This window comes from Pseudomonas sp. NUPR-002 (genome assembly GCF_056322725.1).
The window spans coordinates 3,989,420-4,005,357 of the sequence record NZ_CM150476.1; the positions used below are offsets into that span (position 1 = coordinate 3,989,420).

Sequence of the window (15,938 nt, forward strand, 5' to 3'; positions counted from 1 at the left end):
GTGGGAGCGGGCTTGCCCCGCGATTGCGATGTATCAGCCACATCGTAATCGCGGGACAAGCCCGCTCCTACCACCGGATCAACCCAACAAGGCCCGCGGCCAGCCCAGTACCTGCTTGGGCCGCGGCGCTGCATAGGTGCGCACTTTCGAGGTGCTCAACTTCAGGCGCACCAGCGACTCGGCCAACGCAACTGCAGCCGTAACGCCATCAACCACTGGCACTCCAGTTCGCGCCTGAATGCGCTCATCCAGCCCGACCATACCGCCACAGCCCAGGCAGATCACTTCGGCCTTGTCATGCAGCACCGCGTGCTCGGCCTGCCCCACCACCGCTTCAATGGCGCGCTCGGGATCTTCTTCCAGCTCCAGCACCGCCAGGCCACTGGCGCGTACCGAGGCACAGCGACTCTCCAACCCGGCCAGCTTGAGGCGATCTTCAATCAGCGGCACCGTACGATCCAGGGTGGTCACCACCGAATAGCGATGGCCCAGCAACATGGCAACGCTGGCAGCGGCTTCGGTGATGTCTACCACCGGCACGTTGAGCAGTTCCTGCAAGCCTTCACGGCCATGCTCGCCGTAACCGGCCTGAATCACCGCATCGTACGGCTGGTCGTAGCTCAGTACCCGCTCCATGACGGCAATGGCCGCCAGGTAACTCTCGAAGTTGCCCTCTACCGACTCGGCACCAAAGCGCGGGGTCAAACCGACGATCTCGGTGCCCGGCGAGGCAACGCTGCGCGCCTGGCGGGCAATCGCCTCGGTGATCGACTCGGTGGTGTTGACGTTGACTACCAGTATTTTCATGAGTCAGTTCCTTGTGCGTGACGCTCAGTGCTGGGCGCTGTCGACGGCAAAGTGCTCGCCGGAACAGTCCACATAGTGTTTTTTACTATCGGAAATCAGGTAGTACACGCCGCCGGCAATCGCCGCACCGAACAGCCAGGAGAACGGTGTCAGGTCGCTGAACGCCGGCACCAGGGCCAGCATCACCGCGGCAATCGCCGAAGGCACCAGGGCTGCAATGGCCTTGTAGTTGACCCCACGGGTGTAGTGATAGGTACCGCTGGCCGCCTCGCTGTAGAGGTCTGGGACATGCACCTGGGCTTTGCGGATCAACCAGTAGTCGACCATGATGATCCCGTACAGCGGGCCGAGCAGCGCGCCCAGGCCGGAGAGGAAGTAGACGATCACCAGCGGGCTGTTGTAGAGGTTCCACGGCAGGATCAACACCGCCAGGGTGGCACTGATCAGGCCGGCACGGCGGAAGTTCAGGCGGCTCGGCGCCAGGCTGGAGAGCACGAAGGCCGGGGCGACGAAGTTGGCCATGATGTTCACCGCCACGGTAACGATCAGAAATGCCAGGCAACCGAGGACCAGGAAGGTTTTGTCGGGAATCGCGGCAATGATCTGGGTCGGGCTGTCGATCACCGTGCCATCGATGCTGAACTGCGCCCCGGACAGGACAAAGCTGATCACCGCGAACACCAGGATGTTCACCGGCAGGCCCCAGAAGTTGCCGACGCGGATGGTTTTGCGGCACGGCGAAGAGCGGGCGAAATCGCAGAAGTTGAGAATCAGCGTGCCATAAATGGCCAGCCACAACGCGCCGCCGGCAAACACCTGGGTCCACATCTTCACGCCGGTCAACGGCTCACCCACCGACCAGGCCAGGTTGCCATCGACCCGCAGGTACATCCACACCGCCAGCACCAGCACGGTGGAGAGAATCACCGGGCCGGCAAAGGATTCGTACTTACGCACCATCTCCATGCCGAAGGTGAGGATCACCAACTGCACAAACCAGATGGCGACGAAACTGGCCCAGCCCAGGCTGGAAAGCCCGAGGATGGCGTTGTGGTCGTAGCTGGCCAGACTCGGCCAGATCGCCACCAGCAACACCCGCAGCACCACCGAGGCGAGGTAGGTCTGGATACCGAACCAGGCAATCGCGATCACGGCACGAATGATCGCTGGCAGCTGCGCACCGTAGATACCGAAACTCATGCGGCTGATCACCGGGAACGGCACCCCGGTTTTCTGCCCCATATAGCCCGACAGGTTCATGAAGAAGTACACCAGCACCGCACCGACCGCTAGCGCTGCAAGCATCTGCCAGCCCGACAGACCGAGCGCGAACAGGCCCATGGCGAAGGAATAGTTGGCGATGTTGTGCACATCGTTGGTCCACAAGGCGAAGATGCTGTACCCGCCCCAACGCCGACCTGCGGCCTTGGTCGGTGCAAGGTCGGCATTGTGCAGTTTCGGGCTCAGACTGGGATGCCCCGACAACTGCGCAGACGCGGCAGAGTCGGGAGACAGGTACGCGGTATCCAGAGGTTTGGAAGTATCCAATTGCATGTTCCCCGGGCTCTTGCTGCAGCGCCTGTGGTGCTGCAACACATTATTGTTGGACTTGAGAGTTGGGACCGCTGTCGGCGCCTGGACGCCGTGGAATACAAAAATTGTATGCAATCTTTGTATTACGATTTTCGAGGAACAATATGTGTGCCAAAGCGGCACGAAATGTAGGATCGCCACACGCCGCGTGTATGGCTATCGAACTGATTTATAACGATTTAAATTTTCAACATCGTGCAAACTTGAACCGTTTAATCTGACCAAATGGTCAGCGAACCAAACACTGTGTTTGGGCATGAAAGTAACAACGCCCGGTAACATGAACACAATAAAGCGTCGCGAATGTACACAACCCACACCCACCTCCGGTAGGAGCGGGCTTGCCCCGCGATGTGATGTGACTGACACACCGCTATCGCGGGGCAAGCCCGCTCCTACCCGTAATCGCTTATTTACGGCATGCTTGTGCGGTCAAGGAACATCGGAGCTGGCAATGACGGAAAAACTCCCCGCATCGACCGTAGAACGCGTCTACCAGGGGGTCCATGAGGCCATCAGAAAGCGCACCCTGCGCCCCGGCATGAAACTGGGCGAGTCATCGCTCGCGGAGCTGTTCAAGGTCAGCCGCACCTCGGTGCGTGCCGCACTCAAACAACTGGAAGGCGATGGCCTGGTGTCCACCGAGCTGAACAAGGGCGCCTGGGTATCGCTGCCCAGCGATGAAGACATCCGCTCGGTGTTCGAAACCCGGCGCCTGATCGAAATCGGTATCGTCACCGAACTGTGCCGCCGCGCCGACAACAGCCTGTTGCACCCGCTGCGCCTGCACGTTGCGCAAGAAGAAGCCGCAGCCGATGCCGGTGACCATGGCCGCTATGTCCACTTGCTGGGTGAGTTTCACCTGCGCCTGGCCGAAGTGCTGGACAACCCGGTACTGCTCGACTGGTTCCGCAAACTGATCGAACGCGGCTCTCTGTACGCCTCGACCCTCGACGACGAACGCCATGAAGCCTGCCGTGGCAACGAGCACCTGCGCTTGATCGAATTCCTCGAGGCCGGTGATCAGGCCGCCGCCATCGAACTGGTGTGCACGCACCTGAGCGGTATCGAAGAAGCGATCCTCAAGGCCACTCACAACCTCAAGGCTGACTACCATCCGCTTAAACACCTGATTGGCGGCTGAACCGTGGGCATTCACAAACTCACTGCTATCGATCCCGATATTTAATTGGCCGATTCCCGGCGACTTTTATAGGGTGTGCGGCCTTGTCCAAGAGGTCGTGAAATGATTGATCGTGTGTTTGTGAATGCCGTTGCTGCCGACGGCAGCCCGCTGTCTGTAGCCGTCGCCGATGGCCGTATCGTGCGCCTGGGTAGCGACGTCGCGGCCATCGCCGGTGTGCAGTGCATCGACCTGGGCGGGCAGCTGCTGGTACCAGGTTTCGTTGACGGTCATATCCACCTGGACAAAAGCTTTGTCGGCGATCGCTGGCACCCGCACCAACCAGCAGGCAGCCTGCGTGAGCGTCTGGCCATCGAAAAACGCGAACTGGCCCAGGCACCCGCCATCGTTGAGCGTGCCGACGCACTGATCCGTCAGGCCGCTTCGTTCGGCACCGTGGCCATGCGCAGCCATGTCGATGTCGATGCCACCACCGGCTTGAGCAACCTGCACGCGGTGATGGAAGCGCGGGAGAAATGGCGCGGCATCGTCGACATTGAGCTGGTGGCCTTCCCCCAGGCAGGGGTGATGTCGTGCCCGGGCACCGCCGATGTGCTGGAAGCCGCCATTATCGATGGCGCCGAGGTCATCGGCGGCATCGACCCGACCACCCTCGATGGTGATGCCGACGGTCAGCTGGATGTGGTATTCGGCATTGCCGAGCGCCACGGCGTGAAAGTCGATATTCACCTGCACGAGCCCGGCCTGCAGGGCGTCGAGCAACTGCAACGCATCGCCGCACGCACCTGCGCCGCCGGCCTGCAAGGGCGCGTGAGTGTCAGCCATGCCTATGCCCTGGGCCAGGTGCCTGAAGACGTGCTTGAGCGGATTGCCGCCACCCTTGCCGAGGCCGGGGTATCGATCCTCACCAACGCCCCCGGCGATCACCCCTTCCCGCCGATCCTGCGCTTGCGCGCGGCCGGTGTGAATGTGTTCGCCGGTAACGACAACATTCGCGACGCCTGGTGGCCGTATGGCAATGCCGACATGCTCCAGCGTGCGATGCTGATCGGCTACCGCTCAGGCTTCTACAGCGACGAGGACCTGAACCTGGCCTTGGCGATGGCCACTACGGCAGGTGCGGCGGTCATGGGCAAGCGTGACTATGGCCTTGCGCTGGGCAATGAAGCGACCTTCATCGTCATCAAGGCGCCGAATGCAGCGGCGGCGGTGGCTGCAGTGCCCGCCGAGCGGCGTATCGTGCGCCGCGGTGAATTTGATAGCACCCGCTAAGGCCGCCGTACCGCCGCGCCTACACTAGGCCGTCCAACAACCACAAACCCGCCGGCCCCGGCGGTGTCAGCCGCGACCAGGCCGCATCGACCGCAATCGGTCGCGGCCAACCCGGCAAGGTCAGCTCCACCAACTGGCCATGACCGTACTGCTGCACCAGGCCGTGGGGCAGTTCGGCCCACCCAAAGCCTTGCTCGGCCATTTCCAGCAGCAACAGGTAATCCGGCGCTGACCACACCCGCCCCTGCGGCCTGTTTTCACTGTCGGCATAGGTATTGAGGTACAGCTGACGATGACCCGCCAAGTGTGCCTGGGTCGGCTGTGATAGCGCCGCCAGCGGATGCCCGGCCGCGACAAAAACCCCCATCTGGGCCTGCTTCGCCATTCTGCGCACGGCGATGTCCGGCGGGTAATTCGCCTGCGCAGCCAGCAAGCCCAGATGCGCCCGCCCACTCTGCAGCAGGCTCAACACATCACCACCCTCAGCAATCATGCATTCCAGCTCAATGTCCTGGTAGCGCTGCTCGAACTGACGCATCAGCTGATCATCCGGGGTGAGCTGGTACATGTCGGACAGAACGATGGTCAGCCGCGGCTCGACCTTATCGGCCAGACGAATGCTCAGCTCATCAAGCCGTTCGCTGGCCGCGAGGATTTCCTGCACGTGCCCCAGCACCTTGCGCCCAGCTTCGGTCAGCTGCGGATGACGGGCCTGACGGTCGAACAGACTAACGCCCAGGTCGGCCTCAAGGTTGGCAATGGCGGCGCTGATGGTCGATTGGCTTTTACGCAGTTTGCGCGCCGCTGCCGAGAAAGAACCGAGGGCCACGGCTTCGACAAAGGCATGCAGAGCTTCGGGGGAATAGCGCATGGATGTATCGCTTTTATCGATGGAACCTATTTTTAACATAAGCGAAAAAGCGATGACAATCGCTCCATCGAAACCAACCGTTCAGGTGATGTCATGCGTGTTTCCAACAAATCCTTCGGCGAGCGTATCGTCCACGCCGTAGGCTTCGAGGCCATTGCCGTACTGATCTGCGCGCCGATCGGCGCCTGGCTGCTCAATCGTTCGATGCTGGAAGTCGGCACCCTGGCCGTGGTGCTGTCGACCGTGGCCATGCTCTGGAACATGCTCTACAACGCCGGGTTTGACCGGCTCTGGCCGGCTGACCGGGTGCAGCGCAACGTCAAGGTACGGGCCCTGCACGCCGCTGGTTTCGAAACCGGCTTTGTGGTGATCGGCGTGCCGATTGCGGCACTGATGCTCAACCTGTCGCTGGTGCAGGCGTTCATGCTGGAGATCGGCTTCTTCGTCTTCATGCTGCCCTACACCATGGCCTACAACTGGGGCTACGACCTGCTGCGCCAACGCCTGATCAATGCCCGCAGCGAACGCCTGGAGGTGCAACAAGCGCTGCGTCGTTAACTTCAAAGGTTCTTCACGGATTTCCGGGGCAGGATTGGCTTTGCCTGCATCCGGCCCTACCGGTGGGAGCGGGCTTGCCCCGCGATCTGGCGCGATATAGCAAATCGCGGGGCAAGCCCGCTCCCACCGGCACGGCCAGATGCAGAAGCCAGCGGAGCCATTTAAAAGGGGGTTGGACTCGTGAAATTTATCTGGTAGTTTTTCATGAAAATATACCAATAAAAATTCACGAGACTCCGCCATGTTCAAGCAATCCGCCCAGCATGTCGCCAGCTACTACGCCCGCACCTACCCCAGTAGCATTGCCTTGCGCCCTACCCTGCATGAGCGCCTGGATACCGAGGTGCTGATCATCGGCGCCGGTTTCAGTGGTTTGCACACCGCCTTGCGCCTGGCGCTGGCGGGCAAGCGGGTCACGTTGCTGGAGGCCAGTCGTGTGGCCTGGGCGGCCTCCGGGCGCAATGGCGGGCAGGCGCTGTTGGGCTGGTCGTGTGACATGCCACCGCTGGAGAAGGCCCTGGGCCTGGAACGGGCGAAACGTCTGTGGGACAGCATGTGCTGGGCCGCCAGCGAAATGCGCGCCCTGCCCGATCGCCATGGATTTGACGTCGACTACCGCCCCGGCAGCCTGTGGGCCGCCGTGCTGCCCCGCCGGGTCGAATTGCTGCGCGAAGCACAACGTGAAGCCAGCGAAAAATGGGGTTACCACACGCTGCAACTGATCGAACGCGAGGCCATGCCCGAATGGATCGGCAGCCCACGCTACCAGGCCGCGCTCTACGACCCGGAAGGTGCGCACCTCAATCCGCTGAAACTGGCCCAAGGCCTGGCCGCCAGCATCGAAGAAGCGGGCGGACGGCTGTATGAACAGAGCCGCGTACTCGACTACCGCGAAACAGCTAACGGCTTTATCGCCCGCACCGAACACGGCGAAGTGCGCAGCGACGTGCTGGTGCTGGCCTGCAACGCCTACATCGACAAGCTCGACCGCCAGCTGGCGCGGCGCCTTTTGCCGGTGGGCTCCTACCAGGTCGCGACCGCACCGCTGGACCCAGCCCTGGCCCGCTCGCTGCTGCCACGCAACAGCTGCGTGATCGACAACCAATTCGTACCCGACTACTTCCGCCTGACCCCGGATCATCGCCTGCTGTTCGGCGGCGGCTGCACCTACCTGGGCGGCATTCCCGACGATGTCGCAGCGGCTACCCGCCCGGTGCTGGAACGTGCCTTTCCGCAACTGCGCGGTGTGGCCATTGAACATGCCTGGGGTGGCCATCTGGACTGCAGCCTGCGCCGCACCCCCGACATCGGCAGCACAGGCCAGCGCTACTGGTTGCAGGGCTTTTCCGGGCATGGCGTACTGCCGACCCTGGCCGCCGCCCGTGCCGTCAGCGATGCCATTCTCGGCAACAGTGATTTGCTGGCGTTGTACCAGGCCATCGACAACGGCCGCTTCCCCGGCGGCGACCTGCTCGCCGCCCCCTTGGAAGCGGCAGCCAAAGCCTGGTACCGCCTGCGCGACAATATTTAAGAGGACCACTCTATGGACATGCAGGACGAAATCGAAGGGTTGGCGATCCTGATCCGTGACTTGCGCAAACACCGCAACCTGACCCTCGGTGAACTGGCCCAGCGCATCGACCGCTCGGTTGGTTTCCTGTCCCAGGTCGAGCGAGGTCTGTCGCGCCCCACGGTGGCAGACCTGACCGCCATCAGTGAAACCCTGGATGTGCCTACCACCTACTTCTACAACCTGAGCAAACCACGGGAAGTGGACTGGGTCACCCGCCCGGGTGAACGGCGCACCCTGTACTACGCCGGTGGCATCACCGACGTGCTGGTCTCGCCGAAGCTCACCGGTAGTTTCTCCATGCTCGAAAGCCATCTGGCCCCCGGCGCCACCAGCGGCGAAGGCCACTTGAACGACAGCTCCGAACAAGGCGGCTTTGTTCTCGAAGGGCAACTGAGCCTGTGGCTCGATGACAGCCCGGAGCCAGTCACCCTCGGCCCCAACGACAGCTTCCAACTTCCGCCACACAGTCAGTTTCGCTACGCCAACCTCACTGAGCAGCCGACACGGGTGCTCTGGGTATTCCGTTGAATAACGCTGCAGGACTGCAATCGATGACAACAACAAAAAGCTTTCCCGATCTGCTCACTGAAGTACGTGATTTTCGCACTCGATTCCCCGAGGTGCGCTATGTCGACCTGATCAGCCTGGACATTCCCGGGCACTTCTATGGCAAGCGCTACCCCATCGACATGCTCGAAAAAGTCGCCGCTGGCAGCCCGCTGAAGCTGCCGCAGAACTGCGTGCTGCTGGGTGTGCAAGGCGGGCTATTCCCGATTGGCGACTACTGCTTCCACGACGGTGACCCGGATGCACCACGGCGCCTGATCCCCGGCACCCTCAAGCCGGTACGCTGGGAAAACCAGCCGCTGGGGCAAATGCTGATCAGCTCCGACGGCACCGAAGCACCCATCGAGTTCGAACCCCGCGAAGTGCTCGCGCAAGTCCTGCAGCGCCTGGAGCGTCGTGGTATTCGCCCGGTGGTGGCGTTCGAGCTGGAGTTCTACCTGTTCGACCGTGCCCTCAAGGAAGGCCTGCCGCAGTTCCCTCGCGACCCGTTCAGTGACGACGCTGACGACCAGCCGAACATGCACATCGAGCGCCTGTCGCGTTACTCCGACGTGCTGCGTGACATGGTCGAGGCTGCCAACGAACAAGGCGTGGATGCCAACGTGATCACCGCCGAGCTGGGCCCTGGCCAATTCGAGATCAACTTCGGCCACTGCGACGACGGCCTGCGCGCCGCCGACTGGGCCGCCCTGTTCTGCCGCAGCACCCGTGGCGTTGCGCTCAAGCACGCAATGCGTGCCAGCTTCATGAGCAAACCGTACCTGGAGGCGCCCGGCAGCGGCATGCACGTGCATGTCAGCCTGTACGACCGCGACGGCAACAACCTGCTTGCCGCCGATGACCAGCGCCCCTTGCGCCATGCCGTAGCCGGCTGCCTGGAGCTGCTGCCGCACTGCATGCCGATCTTCGCCGCCAACCACAACGCCATGCGCCGCTATGGCGCCATGGTCAACGCCGCCAGCCGCGCCAGCTGGGGTTACGAAGACCGTGATGCGTGCATTCGCATCCCAGAGTCAGACCCACGCAACCTGCGCATCGAACATCGCCTGGCCGGTGCCGACGCCAACCCGTACCTGGTACTGGCGGCGATTCTCAGCGGCATGGAACACGGCCTGGATGCCGCGAAAGAGCCCATCGCCCCGCTCAACGAAGATCGCAGCAGCGGCATCGACTTCCCCAAAGACATGCTCGCGGCCGTCAGCGCCATGCGCCAGCACCCGGTAGTCAACCAGCAGTTGGGCAGCGAGTTCGTCATGGTCTATTGCGAAAACAAGCGTCAGGACCACCTGGCCTTCATGCAAGACATCAACGCCCGCGAATACCGCTGGTTCCTCTAAATCCTCCTGTGGGAGCGGGCTTGCCCCGCGATAGCGATTTCTCAGGCAGATCGCTATCGCGGGGCAAGCTTGATCCCACCAAAAAAGGTTAGGCTTTGCCTCTGGCCCGAAATGCAGGAGATTCGCCCGATGAGCAAAGCCCCCTACACACCGCCCAAGGTCTGGACCCACGACGCCCCGTCTGGTGGCGAATTCGCCAACATCAATCGCCCCGTGGCAGGCCCCACCCATGACAAGGTGCTGCCGGTCGGCAAGCACCCCTTGCAACTGTATTCCCTGGCCACGCCCAATGGCGTCAAGGTCACGGTGATGCTCGAAGAACTACTGGCCCTCGGCGTCAGCGCAGCCGAGTACGATGCCTGGCTGATCCGCATCGGCGAAGGCGACCAGTTCTCCAGCGGCTTTGTCGAGGTCAACCCCAACTCGAAGATCCCGGCGTTGCTCGACCGCAGCGTAGAACCGGCCATTCGCGTGTTCGAGTCGGGTTCAATCCTGCTGTACCTGGCCGAGAAGTTTGGCCACTTCCTGCCCAGCGATCCCGCCGGGCGCACCGAAACCCTTAACTGGCTGTTCTGGCAAATGGGTTCCGCGCCGTACCTGGGCGGTGGCTTCGGGCATTTCTATGCCTACGCGCCAGAAAAATTCGAGTACCCGATCAACCGCTTCACCATGGAGGCCAAGCGCCAACTCGATGTGCTCGACCGCCGCCTGAGCGAAAGCCCCTACCTGGCAGGCGCCAGCTACACCATCGCCGACATTGCGGTTTGGCCGTGGTACGGCCAACTGGTGCTGGGCAACCTGTATTCGGCGGGTGAGTTCCTCAACGTACAGCAATACACCCACGTACAACGGTGGGCGCAAGCGATCGCCAAGCGCCCGGCAGTGATCCGCGGGCAGCGGGTCAACCGCACCTGGGGCGAGGAAGCCAAGCAGCTGGCGGAGCGGCACGACGCGTCCGATCTGGACTGATTAAGACGTGGGTGCGGGGGAGCGGTTCAACCATCACCAAAGACGGGGGAACGCCCCCACTCCCCCTTGGCAGCAATGAGTCGGGCGCCGCAGCGACTCAGCACAACACTTTGAATAATTTGAATTTTTTCATTTAGCGCACTCGAACCCTCACTGTTGGTGCGGTTTTTGCCCCATGCCATCACACAATGGCAATTTGATGTTTTTTTGGGCACAAACCGCCAGCGAACAGGCCGGGACGAGGTAAACGCTATGTACACCTACACGGCGCAGCGCCGCTCGATACTTCACCGTTTCCAACGCTCAAGCATTGCCTCTGCACTGTGGGTAGCCTGCAGTGTCGGCACCAGCAGTGCCGCGCCCATCGACGACACCAGCCCGCCGTCTGCCACCGACCCCTCGGCCTACACTCCAATGCCCGCCGACCCGCTGGCCGCGCAACAGGCGCTGGATGCATTGAAGCTGTTGCCCGAAGGCAACCACGGCGCGCTCGCGCTGCCCAACGGCGCCTACGGTGACCGCACCACCCCGCGCACGGAAAACGTGCTGCAGCCCGCTCAGCAAACCTCTTTCAATTACCCCACCAATGGCTTGGCCAGCCCATTGTTCGGCGCTCAGCCCTTTACTCAGCAAATGCTGCTGTACGAAGAATTCGGCCCGGAAAAGCTCGACCCGACGGTCGAAGCCGGCACGCTGCCCTTCCCGATTCCCACCACCGGCCCGGCGCCCGAGCAAGACCCCAATAGCGTCGCCCGCAGCGGCCCCACCGGCGCGGCGCTGGAAGCGTTTCTGCGCCAACCCGGGCTGTCGCCATTTCCCACCCAGTACGCCAACGTGCTTGACCGCAACCCATGGAAAGCGCAAATCGAAGCCTTCCTCAACCGCCAGCCGGTGGGCTCGCCAGCAGAGGGCCGGCCACCAGGAAAAGGCTGGTCCCACCAGCGCTGGAACGAGTTCTACCCGCAGGCAGCAATCAAGACCGCGCAAGCCGGGGCGCGGGTCAATCAGGGCCTGCGCGACCGCCGGCAAATGCACGGCTATGCCAAAGGCGAGTTCGGCCCCGGCGGCCTGTACCACAACACCGCCGGCATTCCGGCCACCGAGGGCACGGCCAAAGGCATCGGCATCCGCTTTCACCCAAACATGCCGATCCAGAACCACAACGCGCTGTGGACCTTCGATGGCACGCTACCGCCCAAGTTGCTGATGGCGCGCTACGGCCAACCAATCCTGATGCGCCATTACAACGCCCTGCCCATCGATCCGGCCGCCAATGGCGGCTTTGGCCTGCACACCCTCAGCACCCACGAGCACAACGGCCATAACCCGGCAGAAAGCGATGGCTACACCAACGCCTACTTCTTCCCCGGCCAGTACTACGACTACCGTTGGCCGCTGCAACTGGCCGGTTACGACTCGATCAACACCAAGGCCGAAGACCCCCGCGCCGCCTTCCCCTGCGCTGAAGGCGAAACGCTCTGGGTCAACGATTCCACGCCGGGGCTCAAGACCTGCCAGAACGGCAGCATCAAAGTCCGTGGTGACTGGCGCGAAACCATGAGCACCCACTGGTTCCACGACCACATGCTCGATTTCACCGCGCACAACGTCTACAAGGGCAACGCGGCGATGATGAACTACTACAGCGCCCTTGACCGCGGCAACGAAGCGCTGGAAGACGGCGTCAACCTGCGCCTGCCCAGCGGCTCGGCCCTGCCCTGGGGCAACCGCGACTATGACGTCAACCTGACTTTTGCCGACAAGGCCTGGGACCAGAGCGGCCAACTGTGGTTCAACCCGTTCAACATCGATGGGTTCATCGGTGACCAGATGATGGTCAACTGGCTGTACAAGCCCTACTTTGACGTACGCGCGCGCAGCTATCGCCTGCGCATTCTCAACGGTTCGGTGTCGCGCTACATGAAGATCGCCGTGGTCCGCGAAGTGCGTGGGACCGGTGGTGAATTCCGCGGCCCGCAGGGCTCCGGGGTGTCCTACAACCGGGTACCGTTCCACATGATCGGTAACGACGGCAACATCATGGAACATGCCATTCCGTTCGATGGCAGCATGGACCTCAATGGCAACGGTGACCTCAAGGACGACAACGGCATCATGCCGACCATGGCCATCGCCGAGCGCTACGACATCATCATCAACTTCGCCAAACACGGCATTCAACCCGGCGACAAGATCTTCTTCGTCAACCTGATGGAACACGACACCGGCAAAGGCCCGAGCGAAGAAGCGGTGTCATTGGCCGACGTGCTCTCCGAGAAGTACAAGGCCGTCATCGACCAGACCAGCAAAGGCCCACGTTGGCGCGATGGCGATCCGGTGGTCGGCAAGTTCCTGCAGTTCAACGTCAAGCCTTACAGCGGCACCGACCTGAGCATGGACCCGGTGGCCTATGAACCGGCCAAACCGGGCAAAGCCGCGGGCAAGAAAATGATCCCGCTGACCATCGACCGCAACGATCCGGCCATGCAGGCCAAACTCAAGCAGGCGCGCCACCGCAGCTTTGAGTTCGGCCGCTCCGACGGCACCGACACGGCGCCCTGGACGATCAAGACCGACGGTGGCTTCGGCTACTCCATGGACCCCCGGCGGATCACCGCCGCGCCGCAACTGGCCAGCGGCCCGACCGATGCCGGTTATGCCGGTGAAGGCACCCTGGAAGTGTGGAAAATCAAAAACGGTGGCAATGGCTGGAGTCATCCGGTGCACGTGCACTTCGAAGAAGGGGTAATCCTCAACCGCGACGGCAAGGCGCCGCCTGAGTGGGAAAAATGGGCACGCAAAGACCTCTATCGGGTCGGCCCGGAAGTGGACAGCTCCGGTGAACTGGAAATGGCCATCCGCTTTCGCGAATTCGCCGGCACCTTCATGGAGCATTGCCACAACACCCAGCATGAAGACAACTCCATGCTGCTGCGGTTCGACCTTGAGCACCCCGGCCAGTTCGAACTGATGCCATCGCCCATGCCCACCTGGGACGGCGTCACCTACATCAGTTCGGCCGCACTGCCCGCGTTCCGTGATGAAGACGCTGAAGGCCCGGGCGACGGTGACGACGAGGACAACCAACTGCCGTTGGCCAGAGACGACAGCGGCGCCACCAAAGCCGGGGTGCCGATCACCCTCAACGTATTGGCCAACGACAGCGACCCCGACGGTGACATGCCGCTCTCGGTCGTCAGCCTCGGGCAACCAGACTCTGGTCAGGGCAGCGTCAGCAGCAATGGCACTCAGGTCACCTTCACGCCGCCGGCAACGGTCAACGAAGCCTACAGCGCCCACTTCGAATACAAGGTCAAGGATGCCCGCGGTGGCGTGTCGCAACTGGCGGCCAACGTCAGCATTGCCGTGACGCCGGTGCCGGTGGAGGTTGATCAGAACCTGAAGGTCAGCAGCGCTACGGTCACCGTGCGCAGTAACAGCCGCTATGCCTGGGAACTGGTGGGTAGCAGCGCGCTGAAAATCGGCGACACCCTCGCGGTCACCGCAACAGGTATCAACGGCACGCTGAACCTCGGCACGGCCACGGTGATGTCCGGTGGCAACTGGCGCTTGTCGGCCAACACCACCGGCAGCGGGCCAGCGCCGAACCCGACGGTGACCATCAAGCCTGTCAACGGCAAAGCCATCACGGTGCCCCTGACCGTGCGCTGAAACCACGCCCCGTGCGCGTTGGCAGCTGTGTTGCCCGAGCGCACGGGGCAAGGGCTGAAACACTCGACACTGAGGTTCAGGAGATCAATCGCATGGGCTGGAAAACCTGGATGGCACTCGTTCAATCGCTGCTGCTCAGCAGCGGTGTGGCACTGGCAGCCGTCAGCGAAAACCAAGCGGAACAGGTATGGGGGCGGGACTACTTCCCCAACACAACGCTGATCAACCAGGACGGTCAGCCGCTGCGGTTTTTCGATGACCTGATCAAAGACAAAGTGGTGGCAATCAACTTCATCTTCACCACCTGCACCGACTCTTGTCCCCTGGAAACCGCACGCCTGCGCCAGGTGCAGAAACTGCTCGGCGAGCGCGTGGGCCGCGATGTGTTTTTCTACTCCATCAGCATCGACCCGGAAACCGACACTCCGGAGGTGCTCAAACACTATGCCGAGAAATTCAAGATCGGCCCCGGCTGGCAGTTTCTCACCGGCAACAAAGACGAAATCAGCCTGTTGCGGCAAAAGCTCGGGTTGTTCATCAAAGGCGTGGATGATGGCCAGACCAAGGACCATAACCTCAGCCTGATCATCGGCAACCAAAGCACCGGACGCTGGATGAAAGCATCGCCCATGGAGAACCCTTATGTGCTGGCCGACCGCCTGGGCAAAAGCCTGCACAACTGGAAACTGGCCAGCACCAACACCAACGATTACGCCAACGCACCCAACGTGCGTCAGCCCAGCGTTGGCGAACAGATCTACCGCACGCGCTGCGCCTCCTGCCACACGCTAGGCGACACCGAACACGCCGGGATGCGCAACATTGGCCCGGACTTACTCGGCGTCACCCGGCAACGGGACCCCGCCTGGCTGGCGCGCTGGATCAAGGAACCCAACGTCATGCTGGTAGAACAAGACCCGCTGGCCTTGCAGCTGTTCGAGCAATACAACCGCCTGGCCATGCCCAACCTGCGTTTGGGTGATGTCGAAATCTCGGCCTTGCTGACGTACCTGGAAGAAGAAACCGAGCGCTTGCAGCCGCGAGCACCGATCACCACCTCACAAACCCGCAACTAGGCAAGGAGTTCATCATGATTGCACGTGTTCTGGCGCTTGGCGCCCTGCTTGTTTGCAGCACCGCAGGTTTCGCTGATGACTATCGAATCGGCGAACTGCTGATCAGCCAGCCATGGTCCCGCGAACTGCCGGTCGAGCTGCCCGGCGGCTCCGCCTACTTCAGCGTGCACAATCAGGGTAGCCAGACAGATCGCCTGATCGCCGTCAGCAGCCCGCGCGCAGCAAAATCCACACTGCATACCCAGGCTGCCAGCGATGGCATGATGAGCATGCAACACATGCCAGCCCTGGACATCCCGGCCCATAGCGAAGTGACCTTCAAACCCGGCGCCAACCATGTGATGTTGTCGGGCATGGAGCAGCCGCTCAAAGCCGGAGAACACTTCCCGCTGACATTGCAGTTCGAAAAAGCTGGCAGCGTCGAGGTGCAGGTCAGCGTGTTGCCTGCCGATGCACAGTCAGGCCCCACCACTCCCCACATACACTGACGCCGCAACCT

Annotated in this window: 13 protein-coding genes; 10 read left to right on the top strand and 3 right to left on the bottom strand. The window is 62.1% G+C overall.

What is annotated here, in order from left to right; all coding sequences use genetic code 11:
* Positions 1 to 78: 78 nt before the first annotated feature.
* Positions 79 to 807, bottom strand: a complete 729-nt coding sequence (locus ACVWSC_RS18100; protein ID WP_442108345.1) for an aspartate/glutamate racemase family protein — start codon at positions 805 to 807, stop codon at positions 79 to 81.
* 24 nt (positions 808 to 831) lie between these two features.
* Entirely contained in the window at positions 832 to 2,361 is a 1,530-nt protein-coding gene (locus tag ACVWSC_RS18105; RefSeq protein ID WP_442108347.1) for an NCS1 family nucleobase:cation symporter-1, read from the bottom strand.
* A gap of 493 nt (positions 2,362 to 2,854) precedes the next feature.
* Here ACVWSC_RS18105 and ACVWSC_RS18110 point away from each other — a divergent pair, with 493 nt between their 5' ends.
* Both ACVWSC_RS18110 and ACVWSC_RS18115 read left to right on the top strand, forming a co-directional pair.
* Positions 2,855 to 3,544, top strand: coding sequence for a GntR family transcriptional regulator (locus ACVWSC_RS18110; protein ID WP_442108349.1), 690 nt, complete (start codon positions 2,855 to 2,857; stop codon positions 3,542 to 3,544).
* Positions 3,545 to 3,646: 102 nt separating this feature from the next.
* Complete coding sequence (locus ACVWSC_RS18115) at positions 3,647 to 4,816, top strand: amidohydrolase family protein (protein ID WP_442108351.1); 1,170 nt, start codon at positions 3,647 to 3,649, stop codon at positions 4,814 to 4,816.
* Between the two features lie 19 nt (positions 4,817 to 4,835).
* Here ACVWSC_RS18115 and ACVWSC_RS18120 read toward each other — a convergent pair whose 3' ends face one another.
* Positions 4,836 to 5,687, bottom strand: coding sequence for a LysR family transcriptional regulator (locus ACVWSC_RS18120; protein ID WP_442108353.1), 852 nt, complete (start codon positions 5,685 to 5,687; stop codon positions 4,836 to 4,838).
* Between the two features lie 93 nt (positions 5,688 to 5,780).
* Between ACVWSC_RS18120 and ACVWSC_RS18125 the strand changes: the two genes are divergently transcribed.
* From ACVWSC_RS18125 to ACVWSC_RS18160, 8 genes are all read left to right on the top strand, one after another.
* On the top strand, positions 5,781 to 6,245 hold the full coding sequence (locus ACVWSC_RS18125; RefSeq protein ID WP_442108355.1) for a multidrug/biocide efflux PACE transporter: 465 nt from the start codon (positions 5,781 to 5,783) through the stop codon (positions 6,243 to 6,245).
* Between the two features lie 241 nt (positions 6,246 to 6,486).
* Positions 6,487 to 7,776 carry an NAD(P)/FAD-dependent oxidoreductase gene (locus ACVWSC_RS18130; RefSeq protein WP_442108357.1) on the top strand — a complete coding sequence of 430 codons (1,290 nt, stop codon included), beginning with the start codon at positions 6,487 to 6,489 and terminating at the stop codon, positions 7,774 to 7,776.
* A 12-nt stretch (positions 7,777 to 7,788) separates the two neighbouring features.
* The gene (locus tag ACVWSC_RS18135) at positions 7,789 to 8,346 is read left to right on the top strand and encodes a helix-turn-helix domain-containing protein (RefSeq protein ID WP_442108359.1); all 558 of its coding nucleotides are present in this window, start codon (positions 7,789 to 7,791) and stop codon (positions 8,344 to 8,346) included.
* Positions 8,347 to 8,369: 23 nt separating this feature from the next.
* Positions 8,370 to 9,722: a glutamine synthetase family protein gene (locus ACVWSC_RS18140; RefSeq protein WP_442108361.1), complete on the top strand. Its 1,353-nt coding sequence runs from the start codon at positions 8,370 to 8,372 to the stop codon at positions 9,720 to 9,722.
* Between the two features lie 129 nt (positions 9,723 to 9,851).
* Positions 9,852 to 10,691 (top strand): glutathione-dependent disulfide-bond oxidoreductase, encoded by an 840-nt coding sequence (yghU, locus tag ACVWSC_RS18145; protein ID WP_442108363.1) that lies wholly within the window; start codon positions 9,852 to 9,854, stop codon positions 10,689 to 10,691.
* Positions 10,692 to 10,943: 252 nt separating this feature from the next.
* A complete protein-coding gene (locus ACVWSC_RS18150) occupies positions 10,944 to 14,363 on the top strand; it encodes an Ig-like domain-containing protein (RefSeq protein WP_442108365.1) in 3,420 nt (1,139 codons plus the stop codon).
* A gap of 110 nt (positions 14,364 to 14,473) precedes the next feature.
* The gene (locus tag ACVWSC_RS18155; RefSeq protein WP_442108367.1) at positions 14,474 to 15,439 is read left to right on the top strand and encodes an SCO family protein; all 966 of its coding nucleotides are present in this window, start codon (positions 14,474 to 14,476) and stop codon (positions 15,437 to 15,439) included.
* Positions 15,440 to 15,453: 14 nt separating this feature from the next.
* Entirely contained in the window at positions 15,454 to 15,927 is a 474-nt protein-coding gene (locus tag ACVWSC_RS18160) for a copper chaperone PCu(A)C (RefSeq protein ID WP_442108369.1), read from the top strand.
* The last annotated feature ends 11 nt before the right edge of the window (positions 15,928 to 15,938 follow it).

Coding starts and splice junctions, on each gene's coding strand:
- ACVWSC_RS18100 (WP_442108345.1), bottom strand. CDS start 807: ATGAAAATACTGGTAGTCAACGTCAACACCACCGAGTCGATCACCGAG.
- ACVWSC_RS18105 (WP_442108347.1), bottom strand. CDS start 2,361: ATGCAATTGGATACTTCCAAACCTCTGGATACCGCGTACCTGTCTCCC.
- ACVWSC_RS18110 (WP_442108349.1), top strand. CDS start 2,855: ATGACGGAAAAACTCCCCGCATCGACCGTAGAACGCGTCTACCAGGGG.
- ACVWSC_RS18115 (WP_442108351.1), top strand. CDS start 3,647: ATGATTGATCGTGTGTTTGTGAATGCCGTTGCTGCCGACGGCAGCCCG.
- ACVWSC_RS18120 (WP_442108353.1), bottom strand. CDS start 5,687: ATGCGCTATTCCCCCGAAGCTCTGCATGCCTTTGTCGAAGCCGTGGCC.
- ACVWSC_RS18125 (WP_442108355.1), top strand. CDS start 5,781: ATGCGTGTTTCCAACAAATCCTTCGGCGAGCGTATCGTCCACGCCGTA.
- ACVWSC_RS18130 (WP_442108357.1), top strand. CDS start 6,487: ATGTTCAAGCAATCCGCCCAGCATGTCGCCAGCTACTACGCCCGCACC.
- ACVWSC_RS18135 (WP_442108359.1), top strand. CDS start 7,789: ATGGACATGCAGGACGAAATCGAAGGGTTGGCGATCCTGATCCGTGAC.
- ACVWSC_RS18140 (WP_442108361.1), top strand. CDS start 8,370: ATGACAACAACAAAAAGCTTTCCCGATCTGCTCACTGAAGTACGTGAT.
- yghU (WP_442108363.1), top strand. CDS start 9,852: ATGAGCAAAGCCCCCTACACACCGCCCAAGGTCTGGACCCACGACGCC.
- ACVWSC_RS18150 (WP_442108365.1), top strand. CDS start 10,944: ATGTACACCTACACGGCGCAGCGCCGCTCGATACTTCACCGTTTCCAA.
- ACVWSC_RS18155 (WP_442108367.1), top strand. CDS start 14,474: ATGGCACTCGTTCAATCGCTGCTGCTCAGCAGCGGTGTGGCACTGGCA.
- ACVWSC_RS18160 (WP_442108369.1), top strand. CDS start 15,454: ATGATTGCACGTGTTCTGGCGCTTGGCGCCCTGCTTGTTTGCAGCACC.